At 41.0% G+C, this 17,318-nt stretch carries 17 protein-coding genes; 9 read left to right on the top strand and 8 right to left on the bottom strand.

What is annotated here, in order from left to right; translation table 11 throughout:
* Positions 1-39: 39 nt before the first annotated feature.
* The 3 genes from FTV04_RS01600 to FTV04_RS01610 form a co-directional block, all read right to left on the bottom strand.
* Positions 40-1,278, bottom strand: a complete 1,239-nt coding sequence (locus FTV04_RS01600) for a CaiB/BaiF CoA-transferase family protein (protein ID WP_180088321.1) — start codon at positions 1,276-1,278, stop codon at positions 40-42.
* A 50-nt stretch (positions 1,279-1,328) separates the two neighbouring features.
* Positions 1,329-2,756 carry an MFS transporter gene (locus FTV04_RS01605; protein ID WP_180009430.1) on the bottom strand — a complete coding sequence of 476 codons (1,428 nt, stop codon included), beginning with the start codon at positions 2,754-2,756 and terminating at the stop codon, positions 1,329-1,331.
* A gap of 209 nt (positions 2,757-2,965) precedes the next feature.
* Positions 2,966-4,186, bottom strand: coding sequence for an acyl-CoA dehydrogenase (locus tag FTV04_RS01610; RefSeq protein ID WP_180088323.1), 1,221 nt, complete (start codon positions 4,184-4,186; stop codon positions 2,966-2,968).
* Positions 4,187-4,432: 246 nt separating this feature from the next.
* Here FTV04_RS01610 and FTV04_RS01615 point away from each other — a divergent pair, with 246 nt between their 5' ends.
* The 7 genes from FTV04_RS01615 (at position 4,433) to FTV04_RS01645 (ending at position 10,500) form a co-directional block, all read left to right on the top strand.
* Entirely contained in the window at positions 4,433-5,368 is a 936-nt protein-coding gene (locus FTV04_RS01615; protein WP_180088325.1) for a LysR substrate-binding domain-containing protein, read from the top strand.
* A 104-nt stretch (positions 5,369-5,472) separates the two neighbouring features.
* Positions 5,473-6,174 carry an NAD-dependent deacylase gene (locus tag FTV04_RS01620; RefSeq protein WP_180088327.1) on the top strand — a complete coding sequence of 234 codons (702 nt, stop codon included), beginning with the start codon at positions 5,473-5,475 and terminating at the stop codon, positions 6,172-6,174.
* Between the two features lie 187 nt (positions 6,175-6,361).
* A complete protein-coding gene (locus tag FTV04_RS01625) occupies positions 6,362-7,306 on the top strand; it encodes an ABC transporter permease (protein WP_180088329.1) in 945 nt (314 codons plus the stop codon).
* Positions 7,306-8,187 (top strand): ABC transporter ATP-binding protein, encoded by an 882-nt coding sequence (locus FTV04_RS01630; RefSeq protein ID WP_180088331.1) that lies wholly within the window; start codon positions 7,306-7,308, stop codon positions 8,185-8,187. The genes FTV04_RS01625 and FTV04_RS01630 overlap by 1 nt, the downstream gene beginning before the upstream one ends.
* Before the next feature lie 81 nt (positions 8,188-8,268).
* Complete coding sequence (locus tag FTV04_RS01635) at positions 8,269-9,285, top strand: isopenicillin N synthase family oxygenase (RefSeq protein ID WP_180088333.1); 1,017 nt, start codon at positions 8,269-8,271, stop codon at positions 9,283-9,285.
* The gene (locus tag FTV04_RS01640; RefSeq protein ID WP_180088335.1) at positions 9,282-10,163 is read left to right on the top strand and encodes a hypothetical protein; all 882 of its coding nucleotides are present in this window, start codon (positions 9,282-9,284) and stop codon (positions 10,161-10,163) included. The genes FTV04_RS01635 and FTV04_RS01640 overlap by 4 nt, the downstream gene beginning before the upstream one ends.
* A 7-nt stretch (positions 10,164-10,170) precedes the next feature.
* Positions 10,171-10,500, top strand: a complete 330-nt coding sequence (locus FTV04_RS01645; RefSeq protein WP_180073918.1) for a multidrug efflux SMR transporter — start codon at positions 10,171-10,173, stop codon at positions 10,498-10,500.
* A 140-nt stretch (positions 10,501-10,640) separates the two neighbouring features.
* Here FTV04_RS01645 and FTV04_RS01650 read toward each other — a convergent pair whose 3' ends face one another.
* The 5 genes from FTV04_RS01650 to FTV04_RS01670 all read right to left on the bottom strand — a co-directional run bounded on the left by FTV04_RS01650 (position 10,641) and on the right by FTV04_RS01670 (position 15,908).
* Positions 10,641-11,441: a sulfite exporter TauE/SafE family protein gene (locus FTV04_RS01650; protein WP_078193778.1), complete on the bottom strand. Its 801-nt coding sequence runs from the start codon at positions 11,439-11,441 to the stop codon at positions 10,641-10,643.
* Positions 11,442-11,660: 219 nt separating this feature from the next.
* A complete protein-coding gene (locus FTV04_RS01655; RefSeq protein WP_111884696.1) occupies positions 11,661-12,155 on the bottom strand; it encodes a flavin reductase in 495 nt (164 codons plus the stop codon).
* 104 nt (positions 12,156-12,259) lie between these two features.
* Positions 12,260-13,288, bottom strand: a complete 1,029-nt coding sequence (locus tag FTV04_RS01660; protein ID WP_178962268.1) for a methionine synthase — start codon at positions 13,286-13,288, stop codon at positions 12,260-12,262.
* Between the two features lie 269 nt (positions 13,289-13,557).
* Positions 13,558-14,547 (bottom strand): putative oxygenase MesX, encoded by a 990-nt coding sequence (locus FTV04_RS01665; protein WP_180088337.1) that lies wholly within the window; start codon positions 14,545-14,547, stop codon positions 13,558-13,560.
* Between the two features lie 473 nt (positions 14,548-15,020).
* Positions 15,021-15,908, bottom strand: coding sequence for an NAD(P)/FAD-dependent oxidoreductase (locus tag FTV04_RS01670; RefSeq protein ID WP_171501783.1), 888 nt, complete (start codon positions 15,906-15,908; stop codon positions 15,021-15,023).
* Between the two features lie 108 nt (positions 15,909-16,016).
* On the opposite strand from FTV04_RS01670, the gene FTV04_RS01675 reads away from it, so the two are divergent.
* Both FTV04_RS01675 and FTV04_RS01680 read left to right on the top strand, forming a co-directional pair.
* Positions 16,017-16,457, top strand: a complete 441-nt coding sequence (locus FTV04_RS01675; protein WP_180041507.1) for an Rrf2 family transcriptional regulator — start codon at positions 16,017-16,019, stop codon at positions 16,455-16,457.
* 145 nt (positions 16,458-16,602) lie between these two features.
* A complete protein-coding gene (locus FTV04_RS01680; protein ID WP_180088339.1) occupies positions 16,603-17,271 on the top strand; it encodes an epoxyqueuosine reductase QueH in 669 nt (222 codons plus the stop codon).
* Positions 17,272-17,318 lie beyond the last annotated feature (47 nt).

Below are 17,318 nucleotides of genomic sequence, written 5' to 3' on the forward strand. Positions count from 1 at the left end.
TATATTGAAGAATAGTTTGAAGAATAATCTCAGGGAATTTTAAGCTGCAGGATGACTGAGTCGATCAATCACGCCTTGTGCGGCCAATTCATTTAATTCTTCTTCAGTTCTAAATTTGGACAAAATTTCTGTCGTGTGCTGTCCTAACTGCGGCGGTGCATGACGGTATTCTACAGGCGTATCAGATAATTTCATCGGTGATCCAATCACTTTAAAATCATGATTTAAAGCATGTGGAATATTTACCACCATTTGACGATGTTGAATTTGCGGTTCATTTAATGCGTCTTCTACAGAGTTGATTACACCCACTGGCACTTTTACCGCATGAATCGCATCAACCCAAACTTGAGCATCTTGAGTCAGAAAATAAGCACTCAATAATGGAATTAATTCTTCACGGTGCTTCACTCGATCTTGATTACGTAAATAGTTTGGCTCATCCAACAGCGCTGTATAGCCAATCGCAATACACAAATCTTTAAATTGTTTGTCATTACCACAGGCAATAATAAATTCTTTATCTTTAGCTTTAAAGGTTTGATACGGTACAATATTCGGGTGATTATTTCCCATGCGCTTGGGTGCTTTGCCCGAGGTCAAATAGTTCATACCTTGATTGGCTAGCGCCGCCACCTGTACATCGAGTAATGACATATCAATATATTGACCGCGTCCAGTATGTTGCCGCGCCAACAATGCCGCCTGAATGGCAATGGTTGAGTACAGTCCGGTCTGAATATCGACCACAGCGACCCCCACCTTTTGTGCGCCACCACCGATTACATCATCAGATTCACCAGTAATACTCATCAAACCGGACATACCTTGAATAATAAAGTCATAGCCCGGTTCTTCCGCACGTGGACCATCCTGACCAAAACCTGTAATTGAGCAATATACGATATTGGGATTTAGTGCACTGAGCGATGCATAATCCAAACCATATTTTGCAAGTGAACCTGCTTTGTAGTTTTCAATCACGACATCTGCAGTTTGGGCAATTTCACGGACTAGGGTTTGCCCTTCTTCACTAGCAATATCAATGGCTACAGAATATTTATTGCGGTTCGCACATTGGTAATAGCCTGATTCTTTCGTCGCTTGACCTTGCTGATTTGGCATCCAAGGTGGTCCCCACATACGGGTATCATCCCCGACTTTAGGACGCTCAATTTTGATTACCTCTGCACCTAAATCAGCCAATATTTGACCGCACCAAGGACCTGCCAAAACACGGCTTAAGTCCAATACACGAATTCCTTTTAATGCACCCATAGTTCACTCCAGATGTGCCATAGTATTGAGCTATGGCACAGATCTTTTAATTATTTTACTGTTGCAGTTTTTGCAGACGCTTTTTGCTCTGCATCAGCTACATGTATATCTAAACTGGCCAGTTTTTCTTTTTCCGCATCTGAAGAAAGTGATGCTTGCTGGGGATCATATTGACGTTCACGAATGAACAAGCCCGGAATAACACCTGCAATAAAGTACGCAGTACCCATTACAATAAAGGCCATGGTGAACGATCCGCCAGCGGCAATCATACCAATGGTTGCTGGTGCTATGGCTGCGCCCAAACGTCCCATATTGTAAGCACCGCCAATAGCCGTACCGCGTACATCCGTAGAGAAACTTTCTGCCATATACGTTGCATTTACACCGTATGGAATACCGTATAAGAAACCGAAAGTTACGAGTAAATAGGCGATGTTGGTTGGTGTGTTATAGAAAATGATGATCGGTAAGAATGCTGCCGTAGCTACCGTACCAAACACAAAGGTAATACGACGTCCGAACTTGTCAGCGGCATAGCCTGCTAAAATTTTACCCAGAATCATGGCGGTATATGCGCCTACCATATAGCCTGTCATGGCTTTAAAGTTCATGCTGAGTTCGGTTTCTAGATACGTTGGCATCCAGTTGTTAACACCGTAATAACCGAATTGTAGAAATGCAGCGGTCGACATCCAAAAGAAGAACATTTTGCGATGATTGGTATGTCCAAAAATACGTTTATAAATGCTTTCAGAAGGTGCATTTTGATTGACTGCAGCTTGCTGCTGTACAGGTTCAAGTTTTAATTCACGGCGTTTTAGCTGCTCAATTTTTGCTTCCTGCCAAGATTTTGGTTCAGGAACAAAACGCATAAAGATAAGGGCAAAAGCAGCAGGAATAATCGTGACATAAAATAGCATGCGCCAGCCGTGATCTGGAATAATGGCACCCGCCATCAGCGTTGCAACGATATACCCCACGGTTTGACCCGTTTGCAAAGTCCCAAGTACCGTTGTGCGGTATTTGGTTGGTACATATTCTGCCATGAGCGTATTACACGCCATATAAAGTGAACCCAAACCAAAAGCGCCAATAAAACGTAAAATTAAAAATTGTTCATAGCTTTGGGTAAAGCCTAAAATACAGGTCATGATTGAGAAAAATACTACTGACCAAGCAATAGTTTTCACACGACCAAATTTATCGCACGCCCATCCACCAGAAATACCACCTAGCGCCATCCCTGCTAAAGAAGAGCTACCAAGCATTCCTGCTTGAAATGTACTTAAACCAAACTCAGCCTTTAAACTGGTGAGGCTGAATGACAGCAACATAATGTCTACACCATCAATCACCAATGAAATAAAGGCAAAAATAAAGGCCATTTTCCAAGTGTTGCTGGTAATACGATGCATCGTGCCCACGTTAGAAGGCAATTTGAGCGTTCCTGCTCCGTTTTGCATTTCGTTATTCATTTCCTTGTTCCTCATTTTCCCAAATGAGTCATCGGCATTCCTATGTCTGCACATTTGCCTTTTTTATTCTTTTTATTTCATCACTGCTCAGGCTATTGCACAGAGTTACAAGAGTGTTTCACGATGAATCCTTTATTGATTAAGTTTATTTTTGCATAAAAAGTCTCTAAGGCACTCTATGTAGAGCACCTTATTAATATTGAATTCAATTAGTTACCAAAAGCCGCGATGCCTGTTTGCGCACGACCTAGAATCAGTGCATGTACATCATGTGTGCCTTCATAAGTGTTGACGACTTCGAGGTTGACCAAATGGCGGGCAACACCAAACTCATCAGAAATGCCATTTCCACCCATCATGTCACGCGCTACACGGGCAATATCTAAAGCCTTGCCACAGTTATTACGTTTAATCAGTGATGTGCCTTCTACAGCAGCTAAACCTTCGTCTTTCATACGTCCAAAGCGAAGCGCAACTTGTAGACCCAAGGCAATCTCAGTTTGCATATCCGCCAGTTTCTTTTGAATCAGCTGATTCGCAGCTAAAGGTCGGCCAAACTGTTTACGGTCCATGGTGTATTGATGTGCTGTATGCCAGCAGAACTCAGCAGCACCCATTGCGCCCCAAGCGATACCATAACGTGCACTGTTTAGACAGGTAAATGGACCTTTTAAACCACGTACTTCTGGAAAAGCGTTCTCTTCAGGGACAAAGACATTGTCCATGACAATTTCACCAGTAATCGAGGCGCGTAAGCCAACTTTACCGTGAATCGCTGGTGCTGATAGCCCTTCCCAGCCTTTTTCCAAAATAAAACCACGAATGTCACCCACATTGCCTTCAGCCGAAACCTCTTTCGCCCAAACTACAAAAACATCGGCAATTGGGCTGTTGGTAATCCACATTTTTGCGCCCGTTAGACGGTAACCACCATCCACTTTTTTTGCACGAGTAATCATGCTACCCGGGTCAGAGCCATGATCAGGCTCAGTCAGGCCGAAACAGCCAATGTACTCGCCTGTTGCCAACTTTGGCAGGTATTTCTGTTTTTGCTCTTCAGAGCCAAATTCATTAATTGGCACCATCACCAAAGAACTTTGCACGCTGGCCATAGAGCGGTAGCCAGAATCTACATATTCAATTTCACGTGCAACTAATCCATAGCTAACATAGTTTAGACCTGCGCCGCCGTATTGCTCTGGAATCGTTGGGCCAAGTAAGCCAAGCTCACCCATTTCTCGGAAAATTGATGCATCAGTTTTTTCATGTCGAAATTGTTCGAGTACACGTGGCTGTAAACGCTCTTGGCAGTAAGCATGTGCAGTATCACGGATCATGCGTTCTTCTTCTGTTAATTGCTGTTCCAAAAGAAACGGGTCTTGCCAGTTAAATTGTACTTTTGGTTTTTTTACATTGACCATTTGATTCATAGCATCCTCTGCTTTTTCGGGCTTTCTTTGTTTTATTTGATGCTATGTGTGAAAAGTGATTCATTCAAACGATTAATTTGCATGTAGATATGCGCCTTTCGCATACCTGAGCTTTGTCCACGGCGTGTTAAGCACTTTAGCCACTGATTTGAACGATGGATTGCTTTATTTATAGACTATAGTGGTATATGAAAATCATTCTTATATGCCATTTTGTGATACCTCTCGATAAAAAGGACTTTATCTATGCGGCGCAATATTCCATCATTGCAAAGCTTAATTTGCTTTGAATCTGCTGCAAAACACGCAAGTTATACGCATGCTTCTCAAGAGTTATTTATTACTCAAAGTGCTGTGTCACGCCAAATTCAACAGCTTGAAGAATATTTAGGTGTCATGCTATTTAGCCGAACACGTCACGGTGTAGATCTCACAGAAGCAGGCAAACAATATGCAAAAAGTATTAAACCCTTTTTGCAAGGCATCGAAAAAAGCACCTCTGATATCATGACGCACAAAGGCTTAGGCGGTACTTTAAAGCTGGGCGTTGTGCCAACGTTTGCCACACGTTGGCTGTTGCCAAAATTAAATAAATTAAATGCACAGTATCCTGAAATTACCGTGCATTTGGAAACCAGTACCAAACCTTTTTTGTTTAATGAAAATGTCTTTGACGCAGCTATTTTTGCAGGAACGCAACAGCAAATTGAGCATTGGCCTGGCATTCAAGCGCATTATTTAATGGATGAAGAAGTGGTTCCCGTTTGTTCCCCCAAATTGATTGAAAACAATTTTCCCCATGCGGAAATGACGGATGATCATAGTTTTAATTTAAGTGATGAAGAATTGCTTCGATTACCCTTATTACAGCAAACCACCCGTCCAAGTATTTGGCAAGAATGGTTTCAAGCCCATCAGCTTCAGCATCCCAAACCATTTGATGGTCAGCGACATGAACTATTTTCTATGCTTTCTGTGGCAGCCAGTCATGGCATGGGTATGGCACTGATTCCACAAATGCTGATTGAAGCAGAACTGAGAAAAAAAGAATTGGTGATTGCATCAAATAAAAAATTGCACGGTAGCCGAAAATATTATTTAGTCCACTCGAGCCAAGACAGTTCACCGCAAATACAAAAATTTGTCGATTGGGTGCTACAAGAATTGCACCTGATCAGTTGAAGTAATCGCTATATTTTGAGTACAGTAAATTCGCTGAATTATTCGTTCAATACATGCAACCATACGCAATGGACTCATCAATTAAAATATAAGGTTGAATATCTATGCAAAAAATTGTGGTGTTTTCAGGTGCCGGCATGAGCGCAGAAAGCGGCATCAATACCTTCCGTGACAGTAATGGTCTTTGGGAGCAGCATCGCATTGAAGATGTGGCCACACCTGAAGCTTGGGCACGCGATCCAGCTTTAGTACAGCGTTTTTATAATGAACGCCGTAAACATATTTTAGCCGCAGAGCCCAATGCAGCGCATAGATTGATTGCTGAACTCGATGATTTTTTTGATGTTCAAGTCATTACACAAAATATTGATGATCTACATGAACGTGCAGGTAGTCACAATGTACTACATCTGCATGGCAATATTCGTTACGCAAAAAGCTCTGGCCCTCAGGCGCAATATACGCAGGAATTGTTTCCCATTGAAGGTGCAGATTTAAACTTAGAGACCGATCAATGCCCTGAAGGATATCCTTTACGGCCACATGTGGTCTGGTTTGGCGAAGCAGTTCCTGCCTATGAAGATGCCAGTGTAAGTGCACAAACGGCAGATATTTTTATTGTGATTGGCACAAGTCTGGCAGTCTACCCTGTTGCAGGATTAATTCACGAAATCCCTGCCAACTGCCGTGCATTTTATATCGACCCGAAAGCAGATTATCAGCGTGTACCTGAGCAATATGAACTGATTAAAGCAGGTGCCAGCGAAGGCATGAAAAAGCTATTTGAGCAATTAGTTGCGCCATAAAAGTACATTTTGGCATTGTTCTAGATCCAAAAAATCATTTTGCCTGCTACCTTGGCAGGCTTTTTCAGATATTTAGTCCATTCAACTTTTTCAATTGCAGTTAAATCACGCCATACACGCGCTTGGCATTCAAATTGCTTAACAGTATTACGTTTTATTAAAAAAGTAATATTGGGGCTTGGTCAGTATGGGTTATGTCGCAAGAGAGCTCAGTCCAAAAAGTAAGCTATTGCTTGGCTTAGGATCATTTTTAATTCCTGTGCTCATTTGGTGTGCAGTGAGTTATTTGCCATTTTTATGGCATCCACAGGTGCAAATTACGCAGTCTGGCAGTGTGCCGTATTTTCAGGTGGATAGCCGTGTCGACAAAGCGGTGTTTTATGCCGAAGCACAATCTGCGGTTAATGCAGGTTTAGCACCACCGCAAGGTAAACTGGTCAATCCAATCTATCTACCTGCACCGCATGAGGTAGCAAAAGCACTGGTTACGGCTTTTATTACCCCGCCTACCCAACCTGATGCCCCATGGTTTCATCAAAGCTTATGGCACAGTATTAAAATTGTGTTCAGCGCTTTTTTTATTGCCTCTCTCATCGGTATTCCACTGGGTATTCTTTGCGGTTTTTCTCAAAAAATATCACAACTGACCGAACCGTTTGTTGAGTTTTTCCGTTACTTGCCCGCTCCTGCTTTTGGTGCCTTAGCCGTTGCGATTTTAGGCATTAATGATGCACCTAAAATCGCCATTATCGTGATTGGTACGCTGTTTCAGCAAATTCTGATTATTGCCAATACCACACGGATGGTAGACCGTGGCCTGATCGAAGCAGGTTTTACGCTGGGCACCAATAAAATGAAAAGCTTATTTCATGTGGTGATTCCGGCGGCGCTTCCTGACATTTACCGCGACTTGCGTGTATTGCTCGGCTGGGCTTGGACTTATCTGATCGTATCTGAACTAATCGGCACAACATCTGGGATTACGTGGTTTATAACCCAACAAGCCCGTTACCAAAACTTTGACAATGTCTATGCCGCGATCCTCATCATTGGGGTGATTGGTTTGGTATGCGATGTGGTGCTAATGAAACTTGGTCAAGGTCTATTTAAATGGAAAGCAGGAGCAAAATAATGAACAGCACAGAATTTAATGCCACCACTTATTTCGATGCAATTTATGCGCGCCCTGTCATTTTAGAAGCAAAAAAACTCACACAAAGTTTTAAACACGGCAAGACTGAGCGCACTATTTTAAATCAGTTGGATTTAAAGATTCATAAACGTGAATTTATCTGCGTGATTGGCCCATCGGGTTGCGGTAAATCGACCTTTAGCCGAATTGTGGCTGGACTAGACTCATACAGTAGCGGTGAATTGCTGGTCGATGGTCAAGCCATTGAAGGCCCAAGCCCTGAGCGTGGCATGGTGTTTCAAGGCTACACGCTTTTTCCATGGAAAACCGTTAAAGAAAATGTGATGTTCGGCCCTTTAATGAAAGGTGCCAGCAATGCTTCGGCTGAATCCAGCGCCCGCGAATGGATTGATATTATTGGTCTAGAAAAATACCAAGATCAGTACCCGCATCAGCTTTCTGGTGGGATGAAACAGCGCGTTGCGATTGCCCGCGCATTGGTCAATGAACCCAAAATATTATTGATGGATGAGCCTTTTGGCGCGCTTGACCCGCATACCCGTCAAAAAATGCAAAAACATTTAATGGATCTTTGGCAAAACATTGATATCACCATCATTTTTGTGACACACGATATGGATGAAGCCATTTTATTGGCGGATCGTATTGTAGCGCTCAAAGCCAATCCTGGTGAAATTAAAGAAATTATTGAGGTCGATTTACCCCGTCCTCGTAATCCTGAACTCATGCTAAGTACTGAATTTAAACAACTGCGCGAACGGGTAGATTTCTTGGTGCATGCACAGGAAGACGAGCTCGACCCAGCGATGGAAAACCTACCGAAAATTCCACGTATGACCCAAGTCAGTACACAAAAATAACTGGATTAATCCCTCTTCATCTTTAGGACGGCCTAAATGATGTACTACAGCGTTGGACGGCCAACATTATAGGAATTGAAGATGAATGAATCTTATGTTTTGCCACTTGTTGATATATCGAAAATGCAAAGTACGGTACTGTCAGAACGCTTAGAAGTAGCCTCTGCATTGGATCAAGCCTGTAAAGATGTTGGTTTTCTATATTTAAAGGGTGATCAGTTCAATTTTGATTTTGCGACATCACTGATTCAGGTGGCAAAGCGTTATTTTCAACAAGATACCGCAAGTAAAATGCAACACTATATTGGACTGTCGAAAAATCATAGTGGCTATGTGCCAATTGGTGAAGAACAATTTGCAGGCAACAGCTACGACTTAAAAGAAGCCTATGACGTCAATTATGATTATCACGGCGAAGCGACAGCATTTCCTTTGCTTGGCCCTACGTTATGGCCAGATGATGCCACATTTAAAAGTACGGTCAGTGATTATTACCACCATTTACGCAGTATCAGCGAAGAAATTTTTCAGGCCTTTGCTTTAGCATTGAATGTAGATGAGCATTTTTTTGATTGCAAAATTACCCATCCGACCAGCCAGCTGCGTCTAATCCATTATCCGTATAACCCTGAAGTAAAAGATGCCGAAGGTATTGGCGCGCATACAGATTATGAGTGCTTTACACTGCTCTTACCGACTGCACCAGGTGTGCAGGTACTCAATAAACAAGGTGAATGGATGGATATTCCATTGATTGAAAATACCTTGGTGATGAATATTGGTGACATGATGGAAATTTTGTCGAATGGCAAATATTTGGCCACCAAACACCGTGTTAAAAAAGTCTCTGAAGAACGCTACTCTTTCCCCTTATTCTGCGCCTGCAATTACGACACGATCATTGAGCCAGTACATTCAACTGAAGCGCCTAAATATCAGCCCTTAATTGGTGGTGAACATTTATTTAATCAAACCGCGCAAACCTTTAGTTATCTCAAAAAACGTATCGCTTCAGGAGAACTGAGTCTAAGAAATGCTGTGCCTTTGTCTTCTTTTGGTATGGATGAAAATACAGAAGTACAAGAAGCAAGCGCATGAATCTATTTCAGGCTTTAGCACAGCTTCCAGCCAGCCAAGAGGTTTCAGGTCCTATTCCAGACTATTTGTATGGTGCTTTTCGTCGTAAAAGCATTAGTTTTTCGAATGGATTAACGGATGAAAAAACCATTGTGTATTGGTTTCAGTCACGTAGTTTTACCATCGATCTGCGTTTAAAAAGCCAAGAAAATACGCCAGTGAATGAGCGTCAAGGCTGGATTGGTAACACCCTATGGGATGCTGAACAGCAATTATTGTCTTGGGATGTTAAAGCACACTCAAATTATCAAAATCATGTGCAATGGCCAGAACCTGCCAAGTTGCATGCGATTGGCAACTGTATTTTAGAATTCTCTCCAAGCAATGCCTATGTCGAAGACTGGCGTCAACAAGTGCATGAAGGGCTATTTTTAGGCCTGCACTTGAAGTCAGCTTTAGATGTAGAAAGCCATCAGCCATTGCAGATGGATGGCGGTTTAATTATTTGTGATAAGCATGTGGCCTTCACACTGAGTCGTTTACCTGCAGATCAGCAAACAGTTGCCAGCATCAACATATCATCTGCACCTACTATGTATGAAACGTTGATTGAAAGCTTTGAAGTGTCCATCGCTGTAGATGGTCTGCATAAGTACTATACAACGACCTCATCTCAACAAGATCAATCACTTAATTTTGATGATTTTAAAGTTATTGATGAAACACATTTGATGCAAAACGTCATTATTAATGGTCAAGCAGTACAGCTGATGTACGAGGTGGATATTTATGTTCCACATTATGCATTTCAGCGTCGCACTGATACCACGACAGAAAGTGCAGATTGGTTGCAAAATGAAAAACAGCATCTCTTACATCATGCAGTAGAATGCCTATAGGAAATCAATGTCGTTTATTTATTTGCTTATTGCAATCATTGCCGAAGTGATTGCTACATCCGCCTTAAAAGCCAGTAATGGCTTTACCGAACTAGTACCTATTATTTTTACAGTATTGGGCTATGCCATTGCGCTCTTCTTTTTAGGTTTGACCTTTAAATCGATTCCTATGGGATTGGCATACGCCATGTGGTCGGCTGCAGGCATTGTGCTTATTTCATGCGTGGGCTGGTTTGTGTTTAAACAAAATTTAGACCTACCTGCCATGATTGGTTTGGCCTTTATTTTATTGGGTATTGTGATTATCAATATTTTTTCTAAAAGCACAGAGCTTTGAAATGTCAGTTTTAAAATGAATTTTTTAAATAATATCTCTGAAATTTTAAAGACTTAAATTGCTTTAAATAAAAATGCTCTAGCTTGCTGTTGGACACTAGAGCATACGCTTCGAATGAATTAACTGTGATCTGTCGGCTTCTATAAGATGCCTTTCACTAGAAAAAAACATCCAACAATACATAACAGCACAGCAAAACATTTTTTCAGTACTGCTGGTGAAAGCGCATGCGCAGTTTTCGCGCCATATTTAGCCGTAAAGAAACTCATCACACTAATGCCCAAAAAGGCATAAATATGAATAAAGCCAATGGTATTTGGAATTTCAACTTGCTGTTGCATACCAAAAAACATAAAGCCTAATGCACCAGCAATGGCAATAGGTAAACCGCAAGCGGCAGACGTCCCGACCGCTTTTTGCATCACCACGCCATTTGCCGTTAAATACGGCACTGTAATACTGCCACCACCAATACCGAAGATGGCAGATGCAACGCCAATACCCGAACCCGCCACAATTTGCTTGCCTGTAGATGGCAGTGTTTTGTTGGGATCGACTGGCTTTTTTGCACCCATAAACATGTTATAAGCCACCCAAAGTAAAAACACACCGACAATCATTTGCAGATGCAAACCTGACAGCCAGCCTGCAATGCCCGCGCCTGCAAAACAGCCAATCGCCATTGGCGGAGCTAAATTTTTAAATACAGGCCAAATCACAGCGCCATTTTTATTGTGCGCCATCAAGGAGCTGATCGATGTCACAACAATCGTAGCCAAAGATGTACCAAGCGCCAAATGCATAATCACATCAGGGCTATAGCCCATTTGGCTAAAAACAATATAGAGCAAAGGCACAATGATGGTGCCACCACCGACACCAAACAGCCCTGCAGCAAAACCAGCAAATGCACCAATAATTAAGAAAGTAATGAGTTCCACAATATACCGATTTAAAATGAAGAGAAATCTTGTATAAATCAAATATGTACTATCATTCGGTGAATAATGAATGTTCCCTCTCTTTTTTAAAGGATGAGGAACATGCTCCTCATCACAAAGGGAGAAGCAACTTTTAGTTACTCATTTAAAATCACATTCTGAATGTTTTTTGACTTTGGCAAGAAATCTAATATTGATTAAAAATAAATCACGAAGTGATTAAGCCAACTCCACTTGACCCACAGCATGATAAGCACGGTTGAAATACACCAAGCTTTCCTCCTGCTGACTTTGCTTGATTGCGACCACACGGCACATAAACACGCTGTGCGTACCCACTTCTTGAATCTGTTCAATCTGACAGTCAAAACTGACCAAAGCATCTTTGAGTATTGGTGAACCTGTTTCTAATGTGGTCCAAGAACCCAATTTAAAACGCTCTTCCGAATTGAATTTGCTTGAAGCAAAAGCATTGGAAATTTGCTCATGCTGTGCGCCTAAAACATTAACAGACAGAACTTTATTTTCAAGAAAATGCGCATGAGAACGAGATGATTGATTCATACAAACCAGCAAAGTTGGCGGTGTATCTGTCACACTGCATACTGCTGATGCTGTAAATCCATGCATGCCTGCTTCACCCTCAGTCGTAATCACGTTGACTGCAGTCGTCAATAAAGACATTGCATTTCTAAAATCAGTTGCTTCAATCATCTCTTCAATCTCAATGGTCTATATGGCTTATCTCTTTCTCAGGTTTGGGCAATAGCAAATTTAATTTCCTTATTGCCCTTACATGAAATTGAGTCAGCTCGAATTTATGCGGTCAATTCTTGGCGAATAATGGCAGCGCCTGCGCTTAACGCATTTAGTTTGCCTTGCGCCACTTGGCGAGGTAAAGGCGCCATACCGCAGTTTGTTGAAGGATATAGCTTGTCGGCATCTACAAACTGCAATGCTTTGCGTAATGTATTAGCTACTTCTTCTGCTGTTTCAACCTGATTGGTTGCTACATCAATTGCGCCAACCATCACTTTTTTACCGCGAATCAGTTCGATTAAATCCATCGGTACACGAGAGTTTTGGCATTCAAGCGAGATAATATCGAGCTTAGATTGCTGCAGTTTCGGGAATGATTCTTCGTATTGGCGCCATTCATTACCCAAAGTCTGTTTCCAATCGGTATTGGCTTTGATGCCATAACCATAGCAAATGTGAACAGCAGTTTCACATTTCAAACCTTCAAGCGCACGCTCTAAGGTCGCAATACCCCAGTCATTGACTTCATCAAAAAATACGTTAAACGCAGGCTCATCAAATTGAATGATATCTACGCCTGCCGCTTCAAGCTCTAACGCTTCTTGATTCAGGATTTTAGCAAATTCCCAAGCCAATTTTTCACGGCTTTTGTAGTGACCATCATACAAAGTATCAATCATCGTCATTGGGCCAGGCAGTGCCCATTTGATCGGCTGATTGGTTTGGCTGCGTAGGAATTTTGCATCATCAACAAACACTGCTTTCTTACGCGATACTTCGCCCACCACAGACGGGACACTTGCATCGTAACGATTACGAATACGCATCGTTTCACGCTTTTCGAAATCTACCCCTTCAAGATGTTCAATAAATGTGGTCACAAAATGCTGACGGGTTTGTTCGCCATCGCTGACAATATCAATGCCTGCATGGATTTGTTCATGCAAAGATAATTTCAACGCATCACGTTTTGCATCTAATAATCCTTCACCTTCAAGTTTCCATGCTGACCACAGTTTTTCAGGTTCAGCCAGCCAAGATGGTTTAGGTAAGCTACCAGCAGTTGAAGTTGGGAGTAAAATGGCCATATTCGATCTTCTATCTCTATATTCTAAATTTCGCAAAAACAAAATGTCATCAATTGATTATTAAATTCATATTGAGAGTCCCTTCTCCCTTTGGGATGAGGAGCATGCTCCGCAAGAGGATGAGGGCACTTTTCATATAAATCCTCTCCCTAACCCTCTCCTTAAAAGGAGAGGGAAATTTCTTTATGAAATAAATATTGATCAAAAATTAACTGATGCATGAAACATATTCTTTAAAACAGCTGCTTTAAATCACTCGTGATTTAAAATTAAGCTGCGTCTGCATTTTCAATACTATAATTAGCCGCCCACTCATTCAGAATGTCTTTATATGGCTGGATAAAGTTCTCTTCTGTCCATTTGCCCTGTTTAACTGCCAACTGGCCACGTTCAACACGGTCATACACAATACGGGTTAATGAGTAATCACCGAAGCTTAAGCTTGGTTGATAAACTAAACCTGCTGTCGCATTGGTATTGTAAATTTCAGGACGGTAGATTTTTTGGAAGCTTTCCATGGTGCTGATCGCGCTGATCAGTTCAAAATCTGTATAGTCGCTAAGCAAGTTATTTGCTGAATAGAATGCCAATGGTGCAGTCGCATTTTCAGGTTTGAAGTAACGAACGCTTAAGCCCATTTTTGCAAAATAGTCATCGGTACGTGAATGGTCATCATTGGTGTATTCCACACCTAAGATCGGATGTACATTTGCAGTACGGTAATAAGTTTTTGTCGTTGAAACACTTAAGCAAATCACAGGCTGTTTTTTAAATTCAGCTTTGAATACGTCTGAATTGATCAAGTGTTGATAAAGCTTGCCGTGTAAATCGCCAAAATCTTCAGGTTTTTCATTGAATTTGCAACCGAGTGCAGGCAATACCACACTGAAATCATAGTCACGCACATACGATGAAAAACTGTTGCCGATCATGCCTTCAATGCGTTCATTGGTTTTATGGTCGATGATGGTGCTTTTTAAAGTTTCAATAAACGGGAAAGTTTGACCATTGCCTTCTACATCGAGTTCAGCAGAAATAATGTCAATTTCAAGTGAATAACGATCCGCATTTGGGTTATCACAGCTGGCCAAAGTGTTGAAGCGGTTATTAATCATTGCCAAGGTACGGCGTAAATTTTCTTCACGGTGCTCACCGCGCGCCAAGTTAGCAAAGTTCGTTGTTAGACGTGTATTGTCAGCTGGTTTATAGTTTTCATCAAAGCGGATTCGTTTGATTGAACATGCAAATTTATTACTCATGGAGATTCACGACCCTAAAATTAAAATAATCAAAATTTCTGTATGGAGTAATTTATACGTGAATCTTAAGATGAATAAAAATGATTTAACCTCAACACAAAGTGAGTGAAATTCATGTTTGGTAATTTTATAGGATGAATCTATTTCAATTTAGGTCAATGCGCGCATTTTAAAACTGACTAACCCATAGAATAATCTCAAATTAATATAAGTATAAACAACACTTTATGATTTTATTAAATGCATATTCATATCAGCATTCTGCTGATTTTTTGATGTAAAAATGAAGCTGATTGATAAGAATGTCCACTTTTAGAATGTGGCTATTTATTATTCTAAGTGAATTAAACTCAGCTTAAACTGAGAAAAGATCAAATTATTAACTGGATTTTCATTTCTTATATTTAGGTCCAAGTACCCAAATTTATCATTTAGATACTTGCCCTATATTTGTAAATTGCTATGCCAATACTTTAAAAAATAAAAGATTTATGCACGACAATCCCTGTCATTGCTCCATCACCCACGGATAAAGCAACTGAACCGCCTGAACGTGTGACATCACCGCAAGCATAAATTCCTTTAACATTTGTTTCTTTTGCAGGCGAAGTTTTAATGGCCTCGCCATATTCATTGCAGTCTATCTCTAAACCTAAATGATGAATCCAGTTCGATTGCAGACGAGTAACGGTTGAAACAAATAAACCATTCAATTGAATTCGTTCACCATCTGCCATTACAACGTCACAATGACCTTCAATATGGTCAATTTTACGCGTTTCGATCTGAATTTGACGCTTAGAAAGCTTCGCTAATAACTCATCATCCAATTGATCTACAGCAATTGCATCATTTAAAAATAAAGTAGTATTGCCCCAATCTGGCAACATCAACGCCATGTGTAATGAGTGCATACCCGACACCAACATGCCAATTTCACCTAAGTTCAGTTCATAACCATCACAATATGGGCAGTGATAAATAGATTGCCCCCAACGTTCAGCCAAACCATTCACTTGAGGCAATTCGTCACGTACGCCAGTGGCAATAATTATTTTTTCAGCTTGAATTTGCTGATCACCTGCGATAACTGAATATTTTCCATCAACTGCTTTTACATCTGTAACCGTTTCAGCAAGCCATGAAATCGTGGAATACTTTTCTAATTGTGCTTTAGCTTCTTCTGCAATAGCACTAGGTGATCGGCCATCTTGCGTCAAAAAATTATGTGAATGTTCAGCAAAACGATTACGACGTTGCCCTGCATCAATAATTAAAATACGGCGGCGCGCACGTGCTAAAGGTAAAGCTGCAGAAAGCCCTGCATAACTGCCTCCAATAATCACAACTTCATAATTCATGTTCATAATTCCTAATATGTAACTTTTGAAGTTACCATATCATTTAATCCATGTATAAGAAACTTTTAATGTTACAATCTATCAATTTCTCCGATAATCAATTTCCTCATGCGTAAAGACAGTAAACTTTCACGAATGCTGCATGTCCTGCTACATATGGCGCGTGAAAATAAGCCTTTTACATCCGATCAGATTGCCGAAATGCTAGAAACAAACCCAGTTGTGGTACGTAGAACCATGTCTGGCTTAAAAAAACATGGATTTGTTGATTCTGAGAAAGGCCCTGGTGGCGGCTGGAGTTTGATTAAACCTCTGCATGACATTTCGCTGTATGACATTTACCTTGCTGTCGGTGAACCTTCAATTTTTGCGATAGGCAATGAACATTCAGCACCAGATTGCTTGGTAGAACTGGTGGTCAATCGGGCACTTGATCATGCCTTTTTTGAAGCGCAAGAAGTGCTGATTAAAAACCTGAAAGCAACTCAATTAGACCAATTGGCACATGATTTTCAAATTGAATGGAATCAGCAAATGAACGTGAAATAAAATAAATAGATCTACAAATTTGTTTCAATTTTAAGTCACTGTACTGAATCTGACTCAGCTCAAACTTAGAAAAAATCAGCATATTCGAGCTTTGACATGTCCATGAATCGCTAAAATATAAAGTTTGTATTTATAGCTTATGATTATGTCTAACAAACTTGACCGTCAGAAACTGACGCTCCCAACAGGTCATGACAAGCTTTTATTGCATTCTTGCTGTGCACCCTGTTCTGGCGAAGTCATGGAAACATTAATTGAATCTGGTATTGATTTTTCGATCTTTTTTTACAATCCAAATATTCATCCAGTCAAAGAATATGAAATACGCAAAGAGGAAAATATCCGCTTTGCAGAAAAACACAATATTCCGTTTATCGACTGTGATTACGACACTGACAACTGGTTTGAACGCGCCAAAGGCATGGAAAATGAGCCTGAAAAAGGTATCCGCTGTACCATGTGTTTTGATATGCGCTTTGAACGTACAGCATTATATGCAGCAGAACATGGCTTTAGCCTGATCAGCAGTTCACTGGGAATTTCACGCTGGAAAAACATGCATCAGATTAATGACTGCGGGCATCGTTCGGCTTCACATTATGACGGAATTACCTATTGGGACTATAACTGGCGTAAAAATGGCGGCGCTGTGCGTATGCTGGAAATCAGTAAAAAAGAAGAATTTTATCAACAGGAATACTGCGGCTGTGTCTATTCACTGCGCGATACCAACCGCTGGCGCATGAGTCAAGGCCGTGACCGAATCAAATTAGGTGTGAAGTTTTATTCCAATGCGATGGATGAAGAGGCTTGAGTTCTGCACCTCGTTATTTTTCACTGATATTAATTTGATGTTGTTAA

Origin of the sequence: Acinetobacter sp. YH12219, assembly GCF_013417875.1 — a bacterium.
In the GTDB taxonomy this organism is placed as follows: Bacteria; Pseudomonadota; Gammaproteobacteria; order Pseudomonadales; family Moraxellaceae; genus Acinetobacter; species Acinetobacter amyesii.

Bases quoted from the DNA above. Each gene is read 5' to 3' on its own strand.
- FTV04_RS01600 (WP_180088321.1), bottom strand. From the start codon at position 1,278: ATGGGTGCATTAAAAGGAATTCGTGTATTGGACTTAAGCCGTGTTTTG.
- FTV04_RS01605 (WP_180009430.1), bottom strand. From the start codon at position 2,756: ATGAATAACGAAATGCAAAACGGAGCAGGAACGCTCAAATTGCCTTCT.
- FTV04_RS01610 (WP_180088323.1), bottom strand. From the start codon at position 4,186: ATGAATCAAATGGTCAATGTAAAAAAACCAAAAGTACAATTTAACTGG.
- FTV04_RS01615 (WP_180088325.1), top strand. From the start codon at position 4,433: ATGCGGCGCAATATTCCATCATTGCAAAGCTTAATTTGCTTTGAATCT.
- FTV04_RS01620 (WP_180088327.1), top strand. From the start codon at position 5,473: ATGCAAAAAATTGTGGTGTTTTCAGGTGCCGGCATGAGCGCAGAAAGC.
- FTV04_RS01625 (WP_180088329.1), top strand. From the start codon at position 6,362: ATGGGTTATGTCGCAAGAGAGCTCAGTCCAAAAAGTAAGCTATTGCTT.
- FTV04_RS01630 (WP_180088331.1), top strand. From the start codon at position 7,306: ATGAACAGCACAGAATTTAATGCCACCACTTATTTCGATGCAATTTAT.
- FTV04_RS01635 (WP_180088333.1), top strand. From the start codon at position 8,269: ATGAATGAATCTTATGTTTTGCCACTTGTTGATATATCGAAAATGCAA.
- FTV04_RS01640 (WP_180088335.1), top strand. From the start codon at position 9,282: ATGAATCTATTTCAGGCTTTAGCACAGCTTCCAGCCAGCCAAGAGGTT.
- FTV04_RS01645 (WP_180073918.1), top strand. From the start codon at position 10,171: ATGTCGTTTATTTATTTGCTTATTGCAATCATTGCCGAAGTGATTGCT.
- FTV04_RS01655 (WP_111884696.1), bottom strand. From the start codon at position 12,155: ATGATTGAAGCAACTGATTTTAGAAATGCAATGTCTTTATTGACGACT.
- FTV04_RS01660 (WP_178962268.1), bottom strand. From the start codon at position 13,288: ATGGCCATTTTACTCCCAACTTCAACTGCTGGTAGCTTACCTAAACCA.
- FTV04_RS01665 (WP_180088337.1), bottom strand. From the start codon at position 14,547: ATGAGTAATAAATTTGCATGTTCAATCAAACGAATCCGCTTTGATGAA.
- FTV04_RS01670 (WP_171501783.1), bottom strand. From the start codon at position 15,908: ATGAATTATGAAGTTGTGATTATTGGAGGCAGTTATGCAGGGCTTTCT.
- FTV04_RS01675 (WP_180041507.1), top strand. From the start codon at position 16,017: ATGCGTAAAGACAGTAAACTTTCACGAATGCTGCATGTCCTGCTACAT.
- FTV04_RS01680 (WP_180088339.1), top strand. From the start codon at position 16,603: ATGTCTAACAAACTTGACCGTCAGAAACTGACGCTCCCAACAGGTCAT.